At 40.8% G+C, this 17,782-nt stretch carries 20 protein-coding genes; 7 read left to right on the forward strand and 13 right to left on the reverse strand.

Translation table 11 applies throughout. The features are described 5' to 3' along the window. Positions 1-59: 59 nt before the first annotated feature. Together C0213_05405 and C0213_05410 are read right to left on the reverse strand one after the other, a co-directional pair. Positions 60-815 (reverse strand): DUF3307 domain-containing protein, encoded by a 756-nt coding sequence (locus C0213_05405; GenBank protein ID AUX11869.1) that lies wholly within the window; start codon positions 813-815, stop codon positions 60-62. Further along, on the reverse strand, positions 812-1,615 hold the full coding sequence (locus C0213_05410; protein ID AUX11870.1) for a hypothetical protein: 804 nt from the start codon (positions 1,613-1,615) through the stop codon (positions 812-814). Before C0213_05410 ends, C0213_05405 begins: the two co-directional genes overlap by 4 nt. Before the next feature lie 157 nt (positions 1,616-1,772). Between C0213_05410 and C0213_05415 the strand changes: the two genes are divergently transcribed. The 3 genes from C0213_05415 to C0213_05425 are packed head-to-tail and all read left to right on the forward strand — an operon-like array spanning position 1,773 to position 3,748. Further along, positions 1,773-2,144 carry a GntR family transcriptional regulator gene (locus C0213_05415; GenBank protein ID AUX11871.1) on the forward strand — a complete coding sequence of 124 codons (372 nt, stop codon included), beginning with the start codon at positions 1,773-1,775 and terminating at the stop codon, positions 2,142-2,144. Further along, positions 2,137-3,009: an ABC transporter ATP-binding protein gene (locus C0213_05420; protein AUX11872.1), complete on the forward strand. Its 873-nt coding sequence runs from the start codon at positions 2,137-2,139 to the stop codon at positions 3,007-3,009. The genes C0213_05415 and C0213_05420 overlap by 8 nt, the downstream gene beginning before the upstream one ends. Beyond that, a complete protein-coding gene (locus C0213_05425; protein ID AUX11873.1) occupies positions 3,002-3,748 on the forward strand; it encodes a hypothetical protein in 747 nt (248 codons plus the stop codon). Before C0213_05420 ends, C0213_05425 begins: the two co-directional genes overlap by 8 nt. Positions 3,749-3,835: 87 nt before the next feature. On the opposite strand, the gene C0213_05430 is transcribed toward C0213_05425, so the two are convergent. The 3 genes from C0213_05430 to C0213_05440 all read right to left on the reverse strand — a co-directional run bounded on the left by C0213_05430 (position 3,836) and on the right by C0213_05440 (position 5,654). Beyond that, positions 3,836-4,849 (reverse strand): lipoate--protein ligase, encoded by a 1,014-nt coding sequence (locus tag C0213_05430; protein AUX11874.1) that lies wholly within the window; start codon positions 4,847-4,849, stop codon positions 3,836-3,838. A gap of 118 nt (positions 4,850-4,967) precedes the next feature. Continuing rightward, a complete protein-coding gene (locus C0213_05435; protein AUX11875.1) occupies positions 4,968-5,174 on the reverse strand; it encodes a transcriptional regulator in 207 nt (68 codons plus the stop codon). A gap of 12 nt (positions 5,175-5,186) precedes the next feature. After that, the gene (locus C0213_05440; protein AUX11876.1) at positions 5,187-5,654 is read right to left on the reverse strand and encodes a DUF2975 domain-containing protein; all 468 of its coding nucleotides are present in this window, start codon (positions 5,652-5,654) and stop codon (positions 5,187-5,189) included. Between the two features lie 166 nt (positions 5,655-5,820). On the opposite strand from C0213_05440, the gene C0213_05445 reads away from it, so the two are divergent. Further along, a complete protein-coding gene (locus tag C0213_05445; GenBank protein ID AUX11877.1) occupies positions 5,821-6,303 on the forward strand; it encodes a hypothetical protein in 483 nt (160 codons plus the stop codon). Between the two features lie 316 nt (positions 6,304-6,619). Here C0213_05445 and C0213_05450 read toward each other — a convergent pair whose 3' ends face one another. After that, positions 6,620-7,396 carry a GntR family transcriptional regulator gene (locus C0213_05450; protein ID AUX11878.1) on the reverse strand — a complete coding sequence of 259 codons (777 nt, stop codon included), beginning with the start codon at positions 7,394-7,396 and terminating at the stop codon, positions 6,620-6,622. A gap of 12 nt (positions 7,397-7,408) precedes the next feature. Further along, a complete protein-coding gene (locus tag C0213_05455) occupies positions 7,409-8,350 on the reverse strand; it encodes an ABC transporter ATP-binding protein (protein ID AUX11879.1) in 942 nt (313 codons plus the stop codon). A gap of 137 nt (positions 8,351-8,487) precedes the next feature. Between C0213_05455 and C0213_05460 the strand changes: the two genes are divergently transcribed. Further along, positions 8,488-8,994 (forward strand): MarR family transcriptional regulator, encoded by a 507-nt coding sequence (locus C0213_05460; GenBank protein AUX11880.1) that lies wholly within the window; start codon positions 8,488-8,490, stop codon positions 8,992-8,994. A 67-nt stretch (positions 8,995-9,061) separates the two neighbouring features. On the opposite strand, the gene C0213_05465 is transcribed toward C0213_05460, so the two are convergent. The 5 genes from C0213_05465 to C0213_05485 all read right to left on the reverse strand — a co-directional run bounded on the left by C0213_05465 (position 9,062) and on the right by C0213_05485 (position 15,082). Then, entirely contained in the window at positions 9,062-10,018 is a 957-nt protein-coding gene (locus tag C0213_05465; GenBank protein ID AUX11881.1) for a ribonucleotide-diphosphate reductase subunit beta, read from the reverse strand. A 291-nt stretch (positions 10,019-10,309) separates the two neighbouring features. Continuing rightward, positions 10,310-12,481 carry a ribonucleotide-diphosphate reductase subunit alpha gene (locus tag C0213_05470; GenBank protein AUX11882.1) on the reverse strand — a complete coding sequence of 724 codons (2,172 nt, stop codon included), beginning with the start codon at positions 12,479-12,481 and terminating at the stop codon, positions 10,310-10,312. A gap of 124 nt (positions 12,482-12,605) precedes the next feature. After that, on the reverse strand, positions 12,606-12,836 hold the full coding sequence (locus C0213_05475) for a glutaredoxin-like protein NrdH (GenBank protein ID AUX11883.1): 231 nt from the start codon (positions 12,834-12,836) through the stop codon (positions 12,606-12,608). 319 nt (positions 12,837-13,155) lie between these two features. Next, the gene (cls, locus tag C0213_05480) at positions 13,156-14,613 is read right to left on the reverse strand and encodes a cardiolipin synthase (GenBank protein ID AUX11884.1); all 1,458 of its coding nucleotides are present in this window, start codon (positions 14,611-14,613) and stop codon (positions 13,156-13,158) included. 85 nt (positions 14,614-14,698) lie between these two features. Next, a complete protein-coding gene (locus tag C0213_05485) occupies positions 14,699-15,082 on the reverse strand; it encodes a ribonuclease HI (protein ID AUX11885.1) in 384 nt (127 codons plus the stop codon). A 75-nt stretch (positions 15,083-15,157) separates the two neighbouring features. Between C0213_05485 and C0213_05490 the strand changes: the two genes are divergently transcribed. Next, positions 15,158-15,574, forward strand: coding sequence for a hypothetical protein (locus C0213_05490; protein AUX11886.1), 417 nt, complete (start codon positions 15,158-15,160; stop codon positions 15,572-15,574). Positions 15,575-15,636: 62 nt separating this feature from the next. Here C0213_05490 and C0213_05495 read toward each other — a convergent pair whose 3' ends face one another. Beyond that, on the reverse strand, positions 15,637-15,843 hold the full coding sequence (locus C0213_05495) for a cold shock domain-containing protein (GenBank protein ID AUX11887.1): 207 nt from the start codon (positions 15,841-15,843) through the stop codon (positions 15,637-15,639). A 202-nt stretch (positions 15,844-16,045) separates the two neighbouring features. Between C0213_05495 and C0213_05500 the strand changes: the two genes are divergently transcribed. Next, positions 16,046-17,719 carry a formate--tetrahydrofolate ligase gene (locus tag C0213_05500; protein AUX11888.1) on the forward strand — a complete coding sequence of 558 codons (1,674 nt, stop codon included), beginning with the start codon at positions 16,046-16,048 and terminating at the stop codon, positions 17,717-17,719. Positions 17,720-17,782 lie beyond the last annotated feature (63 nt).

Here is a 17,782-nt window from a genome sequence, read left to right on the forward strand (position 1 = left end):
TAATATAGCTCAAAAAAGCCGTTCGGGTATTATTATCCGAACGGCTTTTTTATGTGTTTTTAAATGAGTTTAAGTAAATAACCACCTAAGCAACCAAAGATAAGACTTAATAAACTACCGATTAAATAGTATTCTGCAAAGTGATGTTCATTGGCTTCAATGGCGCGAAACCGCGTCAGGGCTTTGATTGCGACGACAACTGCGATACTCGCAACGTTATTGGTATAGCATAGTAACAGGATCGCCAAACGTTCTAGACGACCGATATGCCGACCTAATTGTGCCCGGTCTGGTAGTCGTTCCACATTTAAATCTAAACTTTTTAAAAATAGGCTGATGAAATAATCAGCAAAATATAATGTCGCAATTATCACACTTGCGGCTAACAACCACCGACTAATCGTGGTTGATTGCCAATTTGTCCCCCAAAATTGACTAACAATGACAATCACAACTAAATGCAAAACCTGATCCAAAACGTAACTGATTAGAGGGACTTGATTGGGCTTTAAGCGTAAAGCACGTTTCAAAATGGGCTGGCAATTCTGCTTAGTGACGTCGATTAGCCAATGCGTTAGCACGACGATGATTAAGCTAATCCCGAACATTTTAAGCGAAGGCCAGTTTGCGACACGCAGTAGCGTGCCGATTAACCAGATACCAACCACCATTGGCACTTGCGTCAACGCATGTCCCAATAATGGGTACCATTTAACGGCCAATTTCGTTGAGCGCTTGTAACTGGCCATTCGATCGGATTGGATTAAAAAATCCGTCCAGAAATGGGCCAATAGCAAAATCGCAAATAATGTCATAGATTCACCTCCGCTAAGCTCATTAATTGCGCTCGAACCGATGTTAATGTCTGTTCAATGAGGGGATAATCCATCTGATTGAGTAGTCGACTGATCTTACTAGAGGCGACGGCCCGCTCTTTTTGTTGCGTATAATCCACTTGGTAAGTCAGATTACCGTATGCTTCCCATAAAATTTGAGCTAGCTGATAGCGCTTCAAGTTCGGTTGCGCATAAAGTAGGGCAAACGCCTCTTTTCGCAGTTTCGTATTTAATAGCCGTTCATAAATTAGATACAGAAGGGCACTGACCCCATTGGCGGTTTCTGCAGCCTGGTCAGTAACTAATTGCCATTTAAAAAGAGAGGTCGAAAACGGATAGCCGAGGGGTAAAGTTGCCCCTTTCATTAAGCGTTTCGCCTGGTCAACGGCCGTCAAGGCATTAACAATTGCCGAACCATTTACACGGTTAACGTCTTGATAATCTGTCTTTTCGACTGTGACTAAATTTCCTAAGCCAACGCCAAAATAAAATTCCGGCAGGTCTGTTGACCCAAAAAGCGGTTGCCAGAATTGTCTAAACGCCACACTTCGTAAATAGGCATTACAAAATACAAATAGATCTGCCAATTGCGATTGGTCTGCGGCTTGAAAACCACCTAATAGCCCATCACCATCTTTTACCATAAAAGGGGTGAGTAAATCCGGAAAACGGTCATTCAGTTTTTCCTGCAGATGCTGTAATAAGATTAAAATCTGAGTCTGATCGGTAAAATTTGTCCGACTACCAACTAAATCGATAAAACAATAAGCAGCTTGCATCATGAACCTCCCTAAAAACATTTGATTATAAGTACATAATAGCTAAATATATCCTTAAAATCAAATGTTTAATGTGGTGACTTGCGTTTTTCGAGGTTAGTGTTATAGTTAACTACATGAGTAACTAACCAATCAACTAACGGAAGTAGGTGATCCTTTGTTTTTTGAATTTAATAACGAAACGCCTATCTATCGACAGATTGCCGATCAAATTGAAGCAGGCATTTTTACAGGCGTTTTTCCACCAGAAAGTCAGGTACCTTCAACAACCGAGATTTCACGACAATTTAATATTAATCCGGCCACTGTTTTAAAGGGCATGAATCAGCTTGTCGAAAAAGGGTTAATTGAAAAGAAAAGAGGGCGCGGTATGTTTGTCACGACAACAGCACAAAAACAAATTAATCAACAGCGACAAGATGAATTTTTTGATCACTACGTCGCAGCGTTTATTACCGAAGCACAACAACTAAAATTATCGAAGGACGACTTAATTGCACTGATTGAAAGGGGCTATCAAAATGACTGAATTAACAACGGAACATCTGATCAAACAATTCGGTAACCACATTGTATTAGACGATATCAATTTAACTTTAAAACCAAACACGATCTACGGCTTACTGGGTCGAAACGGTGCTGGCAAGAGTACCCTATTGAGTATTCTAGCGAATCAAATTTCTGCTTCAAGTGGCACAATCAATTGGGATAAAACACCTTTAACCGGGCGAGATCATCCTGTACAAGCCATTTACCTTATGTCTGAACAAAATTTATTCAATAAGGAAAATCGGCTTAAAAAGATTATGAAAGATACCGCCCTATTACAAGGAGACTTCGATCAAACACTAGCTGATAAAATGTTAGCTGATTTTGAACTCAATCCCAAACAGAAACTCAATCAACTTTCAACCGGGTATCGGACAATTTTCAAAACAATTGTTGCGTTATGTGTGCCCGCGGATTACGTTTTTCTAGATGAACCAATCCTCGGATTAGATGCTAATCACCGCGTTTTATTATATCGCTATATTTTGGAAGCTTATGAAAATCGACCACGGACATTTGTCTTATCAACTCATATTATCGAAGAGATTGCTAATCTAATCGAACACGTGTTAATCCTCGACCAATCTCGGATCATTATTGATGATGATTTAGAAACAGTCCTCGACCACAGCTACCAAATTAGTGGCCCTAAAGAAGATGTCTTGGCCTATTGCCAGGAATTGCCAATTTTAGCGAGCGAACAAATTGGGACACTCTACACCAACTATCTCTACACTGAGTTACCCGCAGACCGGGTGATTCCCGATCGAGTATCAATCAAACATATCGATTTGCAAACAATCTTCATCAAATTAACTGAAAAGGGGCGTGAACAGCATGTTTAAAGCAATGTTACGCTATCGATTAACGGCTATTTGGAAAACGTTGCTAATTGCGTTAGCGATTGGCGCTGTTGTAACAACTGCCAGTGAATTAATTTTAAGCACACAAGCATTTAGTATCGGATTACTAGGCGCTAGTTTAGCAATGACCGGTTTAATCGTCACTCAACTTTGCCTCATCATCCTTTCATTTACAATGACCCGTCCCTATTTTGAGTTTGGGATTCTAAATGGGATTTCCAGAAAAACGAATTATGCAACGCATCTGGTAAGTCTATTAGGTAGTCAACTTGTGACCTTTATGCTTTTTTATCCCGCAACAGCTGCCATTTTCCAATCACATATCAAAGACGATACGAATCTATTTGATCCGTATCTCATGTTCATCCTGATTATTGGTACTTGGATTTTGATTGCTAGTGGCATTGAAATTAGCAGTTTTATCACTTTATTCGAACGTAAGATTTGGTGGATTGTGATTACCTTATGGGTAGTACTGGATATTCTTTTTGAACATTATGTTCATCCCGTTATTAATTCAATCTTACCAACTTGGATTAAGCTCACAGCGCTCAACCTCAATAACGCCAACATTATGACAGCTGCTAAAGTGGTAGTGATGAGTCCGTATTTCTGGCTAACGATCTTCACCAGTTTTGTTTTCCCATTGTTAGTCGCGTGGGTCTGTCAATACTTCATGCAAACCAAAAAAATCGCACTTAAATGGCGTCGTTCAGCTTAATTAAAAAAGTCGGTCAATGATTATTGACCGACTTTTTTGCTGGACGAATAAAGAAGCATCCGGCCATTGACGAATGCTTCTCAGCGTCTATTGCGCTAATAATTCTACTAATTCGGTTTTAGGAATGCCTGTAAAGTAAGGTGTTGTGTCAATTGGTTCGAGGGTGCTTGCTAAGTGTTCACGGTCATAAATCGTGCCGACTAATTTTTCTGCTAAATCATTAGCATCACCTGAACCGAAGAAATCGCCGTAGAATTTAACGTTGGCAATCTTCCCATTTTCGATCAATAAGCGGGCATCAATCGTCCCAAAATCAAAGTGTTTCCGCTTTTGAATTGTTGATTTAGGTGACTTGCCATAAACCCAGTCCCAGTTACTATAGAGATCATTGAAAATCTTGTCGATGGCTTGTTCATCTACCGCCGTTAATTGATATTCACGATCGGCAATTTCTGGTAAGCTTTTGGCATTAAACAGGTTCAAGAGTAAGACATCTCTAAATTCTTCGGTCGACATATTTTGATATTCAGGGTTCACATGGTCTTTTAAGTTGGTTACCCGCTGGCGAATGGACTTGATGCCTTTAGAAGCAATCTTATCAGCAGGGACGTTTAACGCTTGTGTGAGGACATCTAAATCGACGTCCCATGAAAGCGTACCGTGCGAGAACGTTTTGCCGTTTTTGGTATACATCGCATTCCCAGAGAATTTCTTACCAGCGACTAACATATCATTACGGCCAGAGACTTCAGCTGATGTGGCGCCCATTTCGTGAAGTGCATCGACGATTGGTTGCGTAAAGGATTTGAAATCCCCAAATTGTTCTGAATCAGCATCGACAACAAAGCTAAAGCAAAGATTGCCGAGATCTTGATAAATACCACCACCGCCAGATAAGCGACGGGTCACCGTAATGTGATGATCTTCAACGTATTTTTGATTAATTTCTTCATACGTATTTTGATTCCGACCCACAATAATACATGGTTTTTCAATATAGAAGAGCAATAATGGTTCATCAAAGTTCTTTTGGTTCATTAAATATTGTTCGGTGGCCAGATTACGGCGGATATCATTTGACTTCATAACAACGTAATACATCAGCATAAAACCCCTTTCATTTTCACTACTTTTTCATTATACTACAGATTTAAAAAAAGGGACTAACAAAAAGAAAGTTACTAAAAAACCCGGATAAATGACCATTATCCGGGTTTTCTTAATCATCTACATATTCTAATAGGTCGCCTGGCTGACAATCAAGCACTTGGCAAAGACGCTCTAGTGTGGAAAAACGAATCGCTTTTGCCTTTTCCGTCTTTAAATTTGAAAGGTTGGCAATCGTGATTTCAACTTTTTGTGAAAGTTCAGTGACACTCATCTTTCGTTGGGCCAGAATGACGTCTAAATTAACCCGAATTGGCATTTTAAATCCTCCTTAGACTGTGAGGTCGTTTTCCGTCTGAAGCGCGATAGCACTCTTAAATAGATCTTCAACGATCTGCATCAAAATGGTCAAAGCAAACGGAATGAAGATGAGGGCAATCCCGAGTAACAACAAGCCCGGCGCATCTTCTAGTTGCGTAATCCGATAGAAAAAGGGCAGTGATAATAAACTAGCAAAACTTGCGATTAAGACCGCCTTTCTAATTGATGATACGTAGCGCAATGTTTGTGGCGCAAACACTTGGTGTTGTTCAATCGTATTGAGAATGCGATGCAGCGCATATAAGGCAACCAACACGCAAATCGTCACGCTATAAGCAGCCAGGGCCAACGTGATAATTTCAAAAGGATAGTCTAATTTAGACGCCGTCACAATCTGGACGGTCACTAAAAAACTAAAAAGGAAGAAGACTGCGCCGATTCCTAAAAGTGCTAAACGTAAAAGCCATTTTTTCAACATATCAAACACCTCATTGACTAAATTAATAGCTTGATTATACCATTTTAATATCGATAAACAATTAATTTTTATCGTTTTTCGATAAATTTTAAAATTTGTAACTGTTTAAAAAAGCGTTAACTGTTATAATCAAAGGGATAAACTAATCTATGAAGGATTGACTCACATGAAAATGAGATACTTATTGTTGCCAATCATATTAGCGATTGCATTACTAGGGCTAACGGCTTGCCAGCAATCTCCCCAAAAAACAACAAGTTCGCAGCACAATTCACAAGCAGAAAGTATTAGCCGACAAAACCAACAGACCTACACCAAAAAAACGGTCCAGACCTATTGGTTGTATTATCGACACAAGACGTTCTTCGTGATTGCGCATCAACCGAATGAACAACTGAATACGAAAGATAAGCTCAAAACGTTTTTGAGTCAAACCACTACGCAAACACTAGCACATTCTGCTTATCAGAAGCTAGACGAAGACGGCTTCATTTTCATTGCTGATAATCACTTTAAACCACATAAGCATTTTGGTTATGGGGCAGTCACAGTGGGAATCCCACGCGACTACACATTGTATGACATCGTTGCCACGGCCAATTTAAACGACCCGTCCTATAATCGCTACAAAATTTATCAAATTCAATGAACGATTCATTATACTGACTTGCGAGACGCCAATAGTTTAATACTAACGTTTGATAATAATATTTAATTTATAGGAGGCAAGCTCATGAAAAACATCAAATCAAATCTGATTTTTCTCGTCATTTTCGTTGGGAGCGGTATCTTGGCACTAATTGAAAGTTTATATTTTAACTTAAATATGATACTGTTATTCTCACTCCTAATAGGAGTCGCTTTGAGTTTTGCAACTTATTCGATTTTAACCCATCATACAAATAGATAGAAATAGCACGCTATACTAACTTACTGGTATAACGTGCTATTTTAGTACGAAAATTTTATTGGCGGTGTTGATAAGCCAGCAGCGTCAATGGCATAAATAATGCGATAATCAGCGCACCACTGATGAGGACCATTGTTGCTGTATTGTTCCAACTGCCAGTATTTAAGATTGTCCGAATCGCGGTAATTGTTGTGCTGACCGGATTAACTCTGACGATTGGTTGTAAAAAGTGGGGCAGCGTTTTGATGGGAATAAAGGCGTTCGATAAGAATGTCAATATGAGGATAATCATCATCGATAAACTACTAATCAGTTCGGCATTTTTGACTATTAAACCCACTAAGGCAAAAATCCAAGAAGTTGACCAGCCGATAAAGACCGCCAGTAGTAATGCTCCGGCCAGTGCCCCCAGATTGACGGTGGGGCGCCAACCCATTATTACCGCGGTGAGAATTGCCATTCCGCCAGAAAGCACTAATCGCAAAATATCACCTACTAATTGGCCAGCTAGGGGTGCTATTGGAGAAATCGGTAATGTTTTAAAGCGGTCGAAGATGCCATTATTAATATCTTCCCGTAATTGTTGGCCAGACCCAGAAGCCGCATTTAAGATGCTTTGAACTAAAATACCAGAAACCAGCATCGGTAAGTAGGCGCGGACACTACCGGCGATAACCCCGCCGAATAGATAGCCAAACAATAGGGTAAAGATAATTGGTTGAATGAGCACATCACTGACGTTATCGGGATTGTGGCGCGTTTTTAATAAGTTACGGTGGGTTAAAGTGAGAATATCACGTAAAGTATGACGCTTTATTATATTTGTATTCATTATCGGAGCTCCTTAGTTTTTACCAACCGTCATTTTTAGGAAAACATCATCTAACGAAGGTGTTTCAAGTTTTAAATGACTAATTGTAATTTTAGCAATTTGTAATTGATTTAATATTGCGGTCACCGCTGGCAGAGCGTCGCCACCAAGTGGACTGATTAATGTTTGTTCACTAACGCTAATTGGCTGCTTTAAAACGTCCTGGACAATCGCGCGTGCTTGGGGTAATTGTGCTAACTCCGTGACGGCTAAAGCCAGTTGTAAGCCACCTAATTTTTGCTTTAATTCATTAGGTGTACCACTGGCGATAAGTTGACCGTGATCAATGAGCGCAATGTGATCGGCAAATTGGTCGGCTTCCTCTAAATATTGGGTGGTTAAAAAGACAGTTGATCCTTGGGCCACCAATGATTGAATGGCTTGCCACATTTGAATTCTTGTTCTAGGATCTAAACCGGTAGTCGGTTCATCCAAAAATAAAATCTTCGGATGCCCCACTAAACTGACTGCCAAGTCTAAACGGCGTCGCATGCCCCCGGAAAAAGTGGCCAAGGCTTGATTAGCTGATTGCGTTAAATCAAAAGCCATCAGTAACTCGTCAGCACGAATCCGACTGGCGCGGCTGCTAAGCCCATTTAGCCGTCCAAATAAACGGAGATTCTCATGTGCACTTAAATCTTGATCAATCGCTGCCGTTTGGTTCGTCACACTAAATTGTTGGCGTGCTTGGCGACTTTGGCTTAGCGTATTAAAACCATTCACCGTGATCTGCCCCTCATCAGGACGTAACAAAGTCGTCATCATTTTTAACAGAGTTGTTTTACCAGCGCCATTCGGGCCTAAGAGGCCAAATATTTCGCCTTTTTTTACAGTGAAAGAAACGTTTTGAACGACTTTCTTTTGACCGAACCTTTTTTGAATGTTGCTGACTTCAATGACATTTTCTTCACGCATATTAGCGCCTCCTCATATTTAATCAGGTGACCTGATTAAATAATATAGTAAGGCCCCCTTACTAAAATGTCAAGGATTGCTATTTTCAAATTTTAGAATGGTGTATACTGGATGAAAGACGAAGGGGAAGATGACACATGACAAATAGCGTCAAAGCAGAAATAGTCGCTGGTAAATTAGCCGAATATGAACAACTCAGTAAAATCTATGATGATATCGTCAAACAGGCACGGCCCCATCTGATTGTTGAAGGGCAGGGGAAAATCTTATTGGCGCTAGCTGATGAAGATCACTTATCCCAACGAGAACTCGCCACACGTTTAGGCATGTCACCACAATCTACCAGTGAATTTGTGGCGAAACTCGTTAAACGTGAATTAGTCACTTTGACCAAGTTACCGAGTGATCGGCGGATTAATTTAGTAAATCTGACCGCTGCTGGTCGCCAGGAAATCGAATCCGCTAGTCAAGAAGTGCCACCGTTTGTGAACGCACTTTCTGAAGCGGAACTAGATCAACTCGTACCGTTACTGACAAAAATCACAACAGCGATGTATGCTGATATCGACGCGTCTAATCCCACATTAGGCGTTAAATTCCATAAGTTACTGGCTAGTCGCTACTTAAACCAATTCAAAAAATAAATTACAATCAAAAAAGCGAGACTCACTAATTGCTTAGTGAAGCTCGCTTTTTTAGTTGGATTTATTATTAATCAAAATCATAATCGCTGTCGTTCATGGCTTCAACGTTCCCCAAGCGGTAACCATTCCCAACTTGTGAGAAGAAATCATGGTTCGCTGTTGATGTTGACATTCCGTTTAAGACAACTGGGTTCACATCTTCAGCAGTATCTGGGAAGAGGGCGCCTTGTCCTAAGTTCATTAGGGCCTTATTGGCGTTATAACGGAGATAAGTTAAGACTTCTTCCGTCCAGCCAGTGCCATCGTAAACTTCGTGGGTATACTTTTCTTCATTGGCATAGAGATCATAGAGTAAATCGTACATCCAGTTTTGTAGTTCTTCTTGTTCAGCTTTTGTTAATTCGTTAAAGCCGAGTTGGAATTTATAACCGATGTAAGTGCCATGAACAGATTCATCACGGATGATCAACTTAATGATTTCAGCAACGTTGGCCAATTTGTTGTTCCCTAAGTAATAAAGAGGGGTGTAGAAACCAGAATAGAAGAGGAATGTTTCTAAGAAAACACTGGCAATCTTTTGTTGGAGCGGTGAGCCATTTTGATAGATACTGTTAATTTTATTGGCTTTATATTGTAGGTATTCGTTAGTATTCGTCCAGTCAAAAATTTCATCAATTTCATTAGGCGTATTTAGCGTTGAAAAGATTGATGAATAACTCTTGGCATGCACTGATTCCATAAATTGGATGTTATTCAAAACAGCTTCTTCATGCGGTGTTCTGATATTGGCTTTTAAGCTCGCCATACCGTCTTGTGATTGCAGCGTATCAAGTAGCGTTAAGCCCCCGAAAACGTGACCCACAATCCATTTTTCATTGTCTGGTAAACTCCGCCAGTCATCTAAATCATTTGAAAGGGGAATTCGTGTATCTAACCAAAATTGTTCGGTTAGTTTTTCCCAAGTCGCTTTATCGATTTGATCTTCAACTTGATTCCAATTAATTGCATGATAATTTTCTGTCATCGTCTATGAACTCCTTTAAGGTATGTAGACCAGCTGAAGAACAGCTGGGGGAACGTGCTTTTAATTGGCAGCTTCCTGTACCTAGCCACATCAGTTAAATCACCGACTTTGGCGGTAATCCGCCTGACTGAACTAGTGCTCGGAAGCTAACCACCAATTAACGCACTCTTATTTTGAAACGTGCTTTTTCCGACATATTCTTCCGGTTAGCTACGCCCTGTGAATAATCGCCTTTGGCGCTCATTCACAGGCCTATGCTAATCCTCAGAATATCCCCGTCGGAAACGCACTCTAGATAACACAGCTTTCACATGCATTTGCGCCGACTTCGTTTTCGTCGTCCGTGTATGTGCGGATATAGTAGATTGATTTAATACCTTTGTGGTGTGCGTAGTTTCTGAGGATGTTAAGATCTCGAGTCGTCATCTTATCGGTACGACCATCTTTCCAGTCATATAAGCCAGCTGGAATCGTTGAACGCATGAAGAGCGTCATACTCATCCCTTGATCAACGTGTTTTTGTGCGGCCGCATAGATGTCGATCACTTTACGCATGTCAATGTCGTAAGCTGATTCATAATAAGGCATTGTTTCATTTGATAGGCCTGGTGCTGGATAGTAAATTGTCCCAATTTTCTTTTCTTGGCGATCTTCAACGCGATTGACGATTGGTTGGAGACTAGCTGAAGTATCGTTGATATATGAAATTGAGCCATTAGGCGCAACCGCGAGTCTATTTTGATGATATAACCCGTCTTGCATAACGGCTTCTTTCAAGGCGGCCCAGTCTGCTTGGGTTGGGATGAAGACACCGTCGAATAGTCCTTTGACTTTAGCCGTCTTAGGGGCCCATTCAGTATTCAAGTATTGATCAAAGTAACTACCGTCAGCATACTTACTGTTTTCAAAGTTGTCAAAAGTAATCCCACGTTCTTTCGCAATCTTATTTGAAGCAACTAATGTCCAGTAGTTCAATAACATAAAGTAATTGCTAGTAAAGTCGATTGATTCTTCTGAACCGTACATCATTTGGTTCTTAGCGAAGTAGGTATGCAAGCCCATGCCGCCTAAGCCGATTGTGTGGGCTAATTGGTTACCATGTGCCACCGAAGGGACCACATCGATATCAGAATGATCGGTCACATAAGTTAATGAACGAACCATCGTTTCAATTGAATGCCCGAAATCAGGAGCGGCCATCATGTTCGGGATATTAGTTGAACCTAAGTTACAGCTAATATCAGTTCCTAACACGTCATATTCTTGGCGATTGTTAATTTGAGAAGGCGTTTGTACTTGTAAGACTTCAGAACAAAGGTTACTCATGATAATTTTACCGTCAATTGGGTTGGCTTTATTAGCCGTATCGATATTCACGATATAAGGGTAGCCTGATTCTTGTTGGAGCTTACTAATTTCATTTTCTAAATCACGGGCTTTGATTTTCGTTTTCTTAATCGCATCGTTAGCCACTAAGTTGTCATATTCAGCCGTAATATCGATATATGAGAAAGGTTGGCCGTACTCACGTTCAACACTATATGGACTAAAGAGATACATATCAGCGTCTTCTTTGACTAATTCATAGTACTTATCTGGCACTGTTAAGCCGAGTGAGAGGGTCTTTAACCGATATTTTTCATCCGCATTCTCTTTTTTAGCGCCCAAGAAAGCCACAACGTCTGGATGGAAAACGTTCAGATAAACGACACCAGCGCCTTGACGTTGCCCTAATTGGTTAGAATAAGAGAATGAATCCTCTAATAATTTCATAACAGGTAAAACGCCACTTGCCGCACCGTCGATACCTTTAATTGGATCACCAGCACCACGCAAGTTAGACAAGCTAATCCCGACGCCACCGCCAATTCGTGATAATTGGAGGGCCGAGTTGATGGTCCGGCCAATGGCATTCATATCGTCGGTTGTTTGCAATAAGAAACATGATACTAATTCACCACGGCGTGAACGACCGGCATTTAAGAAGGTCGGCGTCGCTGGTTGGTAACGTTGGTGGATCATTTCATCAGCAACACTCATTGCGAGCTCTTCGTCACCATCCGCAAAATAAAGTGCGTTGGTGAAGACCCGGTCTTTAAAGTCTTCTAAGTAAAAGCCGTTATCATTTGTTTTAAGGGCGTATTGCGCATAAAACTTATAAGCCGCCATAAAAGATTTAAAATGAAAGTCTTGATCGATTAAATATTGATTCAAGCGTTCCATAAAGTCGATTGAGTAGGCCTTTAGAAAATCCGCTTCGTAATAGTTTTCAGCCACCATGTAATCCAAGCGATCTTGTAGTGATTTAAAAGTCACCATGTTGGGTTGCACATTTTGTTCTAAAAAGGCTTCTAGTGCTTCTTGATCCTTTTGAAGGGGGATTTGACCGTTAACCGGAATGTTAATTTGGTTATTCAATTCATAATAAGTTACGTTTTCAGTTTTAATCTCTTTTAAAGACATTAGCGCACCACTTTCTTAAAAAAATTAATAAAATGCCCGATTTTGGGTGTAAAAAAAGTGAAGACCAACTCTTCACGGAGTTGGTCCCACTCGTAGATGCCTATTTTAAGGACAGCACTTAAACTTAAAAGGCCAATTTTTGTAATTCGGCTGGTCTAAAACCGGAGAAACTTTCAACACCGTCAGCTTCAAGCACCGGAACAGCTTGGAACCCTTTTTCTTTTAAGTAATCAATATATTGGGGTTCATCGTTAATATTATGTTCGCTAAAAGTGATGTTATGTGTTTCTAAAAAATGCTTTGTCATACGGCATTGGGGGCAGCCGTTCTTCGTATATAGTGTAATGTTAGCCATTGTGATTAACTCCTTGTAGAACTTAATTAGTAATTTCAGTATACCGTTTAAAAAAGAATCATGCAATGTTTAAATACCAGATATGGTAGTTAAAAGTAAAACAGCCACTATAATTAGTGGCTGTTTGCGAATAATTCTAAATTCGACTTGTGTAGTGTTCCTGTTTTAAAGTTACCATTATCCAGGATAATGTCAATCCCCAATTCGATTGCAAACAATTTGAAACCGACACCGTTTCAGTTGTAGCAACGTTCTCAAAAAATATTAAAATTTCTGAGCCACCCCTGAAAAATTGGAGGACATTTTTTTAACGAACGATTTATAAAATGGGTGATAAGAGGCGCGAAAATTTTTGTTTAAAATGTAGCCAAGTCGATTGTTGAGCAATCATCTCATCTGTTAATAATACCGCGTTTTTAATATCTTCTAAATAAATTTGCTCAAGCTGGCGCGCTAATTTAGGATCATAGATAAAGGCATTGGCTTCAAAATTCAATTTGAAACTCCGGATATCCATGTTGGCAGAACCAATGGTGCTGATATGACTATCCATGACAACTGTTTTAGCATGTAAGAAACCGTCTTGATAAGCGTAAATCTTAACACCAGCTTCATGTAATAATTGACTATAGTATTGTGTGGCCCGGTAGATGAAAGGATGATCTGGCATATTGGGCGTCATAATCCGGACATCAACACCAGACATCGCTGCCGTGGTGAGCGCATCGATAATACTATCATCGGGTACCAAATAAGGGGTTTGAATCCATAATTTTTTCTTAGCCGAACTAATCATCTTTAAATAACCCAACTTAATTTGTTCGTCTAATTTATCAGGCCCACTCGAAACAATTTGCATTGCTGCCGTCCCACGGTTAGCTTCGGCGGCGATTGGAAAATGACTCTCAGAATAGGTTAAGCGAATCGCTTCTTCAACACTGGCATTCCAATCCATTAAAAAGCGTACTTGGAGCGCCAAAACGGCATTCCCGGTAATGCGCATGTGCGTATCACGCCAATTGCCAAACTTAGCGCTCCGGCCTAGATATTGATCACCAACATTAAAGCCACCAATATAGCCAATTGTGCCATCTAAAACGACGATTTTACGGTGATCTCTAAAATTCAAACGGAAATCAGTAATTGAATGCTTCGAACTAAAGAAGGTCCGAGCATGGCCACCGGCTTCTTCAAGCGGCCGCCACCATTTTTGCGTTGCGCCTTGTGAGCCCCAAGCATCGTATAAGACGTTTACTGCGACACCTTCTTGCGCCTTTTGAACTAATAGTGCTTGTAATTCATTACCGATTTGATCGTTGTAAATCGTGTAGTACTCGATATGAATACTCTTAGTTGCTTTTTTAATATCGGCAAATAAGGCAGCAAACTTCTCAGTCCCGTCAGTATATAATGTGACGTGATTATCCTTTAAAACGGGCGCGTTATTGATGTTTAAGAAAAGATTGACCATTTCAGTCGCTTCACTGGACAACACCTTCTTAGGTAATAACTCGTTACGTCGGTTTTCTTGACGTTGAATATCAACTAAGGCTAAAACCCCATCGTTGATTTGTGACTGACTTTGGAAAATCTTTTTCCGGGATAACCCCCGCCCTGTAAAAAGGTACAAAATAAAACCGACGACAGGCAGTAAGATTAAAACTAATAGCCACGCCCAAGTCGCCGCAATATCGCGCGGTTGACGTAAGACGGTAATGACCGCAAAAAGACCGTTAATTAAAATAATCGCGGAAATAATCTCCGTTAGTAATACCATATGCAACCAATCCTTCCAGAAACTAATTAAGTGTGTTTATAAACAGTCTACTAAAACCCATTCCGAAACACCATGTTTTTAATGACTATTTTTTTAAGCCTTGTTGTGCGAGGTGGTGCGCGCCTTTATTTTGCCGATCAGGTAGCCATTGATGCAAGACCAGGGCATAGTCCTGTTCCAAAGCAATAATCTGATCGACATATTGCTGATAATGCTTCGCATATTGTTTTTCGAGACTTTGACAAACAATTTTACTATCAACATTGATTTGAAGCAGCGATTCGGCTAAACCGAGTGTGGTAATCTTTTCTAAACCCAATTGAACCGCCATAAATTCAGCAACGTGATTATCAACCGGCGGTAAGGAAACACTAAATTGATATTGCTGTTTAGCGGTTACAATCAAAATTCCCGCGGCACTAGGACCGGGATTGCCAAGTGTGGCCGCATCCGTATAAAGTTTAATCATTCGTAAAGTTTCCACCTTTCCACTGACAGAGCCCCCTAGTTAATGGTAATATGGACTGCATAAGGAGTGTTTCTATTGCAAACTAACAAACGCCTATTTTATCAGCCAAACTACGCTTATTGCGTCACGATTTGGTCTTGGATTGGTTTTATTTATACGCTAGCTTTAATTCTGCAACTTGAACTCATTAATCTTAATTGGCAATCAATTACGGTGGGGGTCATCGCGGTTATTTTAACCATTATTAATCTATTTGGTCACCGTCTCGACATCTCTGCACAGACAATAACGCTTAAACGACCATTATTTAAATATAACCGAACAATTCAATTGGCACAAACGACAGCCGTAATTGTTCAAAAACACGGCTTATTAATTAAAACCACTGAGCTTGACTATCAACCAGAGCAATTATTACTATCACCAAAGGTCAAAAAACGACTAATTACCACATTACAAGCAAACAACTGGCCGGTTCAAAATGGACAGTAAAAAATAGAGGACTCGTGCAAAACGCAAAATCGTTTTGGCACGGGTCCTCTTTTTAAATGTCGTTAAGCTTCAATTTTTTGGACGTTGGCCGCTTGTAAACCGCGGGCGCCTTCTTTGACCTCAAATAAGACCTGATCATCTTTGTCTAATGTCTTATAGCCGTCAATTTGGATTGCGGTAAAGTGGACGAAAATTTCCTCATCATCTCGGTAATTGATGAAGCCATAACCTTTAGCATTGCTAAACCATTTCACGATTCCTCGTTCCATCACAATCCCTCCTCTAAAGAGTGGTGTGTCAACACACCATTGTCATTGTGCCAATTAAGTTGTAGGCCTTAACGGGTCACAATTACATCTTACCACTTTAGTTGAGACGTGTCGAAGATAAAATTTATCAGATTACTATCTGCCAATTCCGTACAAAATCAGCTATACTAGGTACTATCATAAACAAAAGGAGCTGGTCGTTATGTCAGATATTCAAATCGCACAAGCAAATGAAGCTACAGAAATGAAGCCCATTACAGCAATTGCCGAACAAATCGGGTTACAGGCCACCGATATTGAACAATATGGGCCTTACAAAGCAAAACTTAACTTTCAAGCTATCAATCGGTTAAAAGAAAAAGAAGATGGCAAACTCGTTTTAGTCACTTCGATTAATCCAACCCCAGCCGGCGAAGGGAAGTCGACCGTTACTGTTGGGTTAGGGGACGCCTTACGCCAACTTGATCAATCAGCAGTGATTGCCTTACGTGAACCTTCATTAGGCCCTGTCATGGGGATGAAGGGGGGCGCAACTGGTGGCGGTTATGCCCAAGTCGTACCAATGGCTGATATTAATCTGCATTTTACCGGTGACATGCACGCCTTAACGGCCGCTGTAAATACCCTAGCAGCCTTAATTGATAACCATCTACAACAAGGAAATGTTTTAAACATTGATCCTAGACGGATTATCTGGAAACGCGCACTTGATATTAACGATCGCGCTTTACGCCAAGTCGTGATTGGCTTAGGTGGGCCAGTACAAGGGATGCCAAGACAAGATGGCTTTGATATTACCGTTGCCAGTGAATTAATGGCGATTCTTTGTTTAGCAACCGACATTACCGACCTTAAAAACCGGATTAGTAAAATCGTGATTGGCTACAACTATGATCGCGAACCTGTAACTGTTGGCGACTTAGAAGTCACTGGGGCCATCGCCATGTTATTAAAAGATGCGCTCAAACCGAATATGGTTCAAACCTTAGAACATACCCCAGCACTCGTGCATGGTGGTCCATTTGCTAATATTGCCCACGGCTGTAACAGTATCTTAGCGACTCAAACAGCCTTGAAATTAGGCGATATTGCCATTACTGAAGCTGGTTTTGGCGCTGATTTAGGCGCTGAAAAATTCCTTGATATCAAGGTACCGCAATTAGGAAAAACACCAGATACCATCGTGATTGTCGCAACTATCCGTGCTTTGAAGTACAACGGTGGGATGGCCTTAGCTGATTTAACCACTGAAAACTTAACCGCTTTAAAAGCGGGTTTCAGTAATTTAGCCAAACATATTACTAATATGCAACGCTACGGTGTCCCCGTTGTGGTATCAGTTAACGAATTTACAAGCGATACGGCTGCCGAAGTCCAATTACTACAAGATCTTTGCCAAGCCATGGACGTCACTGCGGTCCCAACCAGTGTTTGGGCTAATGGTGGTCAAGGCGGGGTTGAACTCGCCAAAGCGGTCTTAGAAGCCTTACAACAACCTAAGGCCTTCAAACCACTATATGACCCACAAGCTGACATCAAGTCTAAGTTAACAACCGTTGTGACCGAAATTTACGGTGGCCGCGACGTTGTGTTCGAAGGCAAAGCGATCAATCAATTAAAACAAATTGAAAAAAATGGGTGGGCGCACTTACCCGTCTGCATCGCCAAAACGCAATATTCATTATCAGATGATCCTAAAGCACTTGGTGCACCCAGCAACTTCACTATCCACGTCCGCGAATTGATTCCAAAGCTCGGGGCCGGTTTTATCGTCGCAATGACTGGTGCTGTCTTAACGATGCCCGGACTCCCTAAGAAACCAGCCGCCCTCAACATGGATGTCACTGCAGATGGGCAAATTAGTGGCTTATTCTAACAAGCCGGTATCTAAATTATATAATCCTGCATCCCACCACGAAAACTGATTGACAAGCGCGCT

Source organism: Latilactobacillus sakei, assembly GCA_002953655.1.
Taxonomy (GTDB): domain Bacteria; phylum Bacillota; class Bacilli; order Lactobacillales; family Lactobacillaceae; genus Latilactobacillus; species Latilactobacillus sakei_A.

What these genes read in the sequence shown, in the direction of transcription:
- C0213_05405 (AUX11869.1), bottom strand. Translation starts at nt 815, where the DNA reads ATGACATTATTTGCGATTTTGCTATTGGCCCATTTCTGGACGGATTTT.
- C0213_05410 (AUX11870.1), bottom strand. Translation starts at nt 1,615, where the DNA reads ATGCAAGCTGCTTATTGTTTTATCGATTTAGTTGGTAGTCGGACAAAT.
- C0213_05420 (AUX11872.1), top strand. Translation starts at nt 2,137, where the DNA reads ATGACTGAATTAACAACGGAACATCTGATCAAACAATTCGGTAACCAC.
- C0213_05425 (AUX11873.1), top strand. Translation starts at nt 3,002, where the DNA reads ATGTTTAAAGCAATGTTACGCTATCGATTAACGGCTATTTGGAAAACG.
- C0213_05430 (AUX11874.1), bottom strand. Translation starts at nt 4,849, where the DNA reads ATGTATTACGTTGTTATGAAGTCAAATGATATCCGCCGTAATCTGGCC.
- C0213_05435 (AUX11875.1), bottom strand. Translation starts at nt 5,174, where the DNA reads ATGCCAATTCGGGTTAATTTAGACGTCATTCTGGCCCAACGAAAGATG.
- C0213_05440 (AUX11876.1), bottom strand. Translation starts at nt 5,654, where the DNA reads ATGTTGAAAAAATGGCTTTTACGTTTAGCACTTTTAGGAATCGGCGCA.
- C0213_05445 (AUX11877.1), top strand. Translation starts at nt 5,821, where the DNA reads ATGAAAATGAGATACTTATTGTTGCCAATCATATTAGCGATTGCATTA.
- C0213_05450 (AUX11878.1), bottom strand. Translation starts at nt 7,396, where the DNA reads ATGAATACAAATATAATAAAGCGTCATACTTTACGTGATATTCTCACT.
- C0213_05455 (AUX11879.1), bottom strand. Translation starts at nt 8,350, where the DNA reads ATGCGTGAAGAAAATGTCATTGAAGTCAGCAACATTCAAAAAAGGTTC.
- C0213_05460 (AUX11880.1), top strand. Translation starts at nt 8,488, where the DNA reads ATGACAAATAGCGTCAAAGCAGAAATAGTCGCTGGTAAATTAGCCGAA.
- C0213_05465 (AUX11881.1), bottom strand. Translation starts at nt 10,018, where the DNA reads ATGACAGAAAATTATCATGCAATTAATTGGAATCAAGTTGAAGATCAA.
- C0213_05470 (AUX11882.1), bottom strand. Translation starts at nt 12,481, where the DNA reads ATGTCTTTAAAAGAGATTAAAACTGAAAACGTAACTTATTATGAATTG.
- C0213_05475 (AUX11883.1), bottom strand. Translation starts at nt 12,836, where the DNA reads ATGGCTAACATTACACTATATACGAAGAACGGCTGCCCCCAATGCCGT.
- cls (AUX11884.1), bottom strand. Translation starts at nt 14,613, where the DNA reads ATGGTATTACTAACGGAGATTATTTCCGCGATTATTTTAATTAACGGT.
- C0213_05485 (AUX11885.1), bottom strand. Translation starts at nt 15,082, where the DNA reads ATGATTAAACTTTATACGGATGCGGCCACACTTGGCAATCCCGGTCCT.
- C0213_05495 (AUX11887.1), bottom strand. Translation starts at nt 15,843, where the DNA reads ATGGAACGAGGAATCGTGAAATGGTTTAGCAATGCTAAAGGTTATGGC.
- C0213_05500 (AUX11888.1), top strand. Translation starts at nt 16,046, where the DNA reads ATGTCAGATATTCAAATCGCACAAGCAAATGAAGCTACAGAAATGAAG.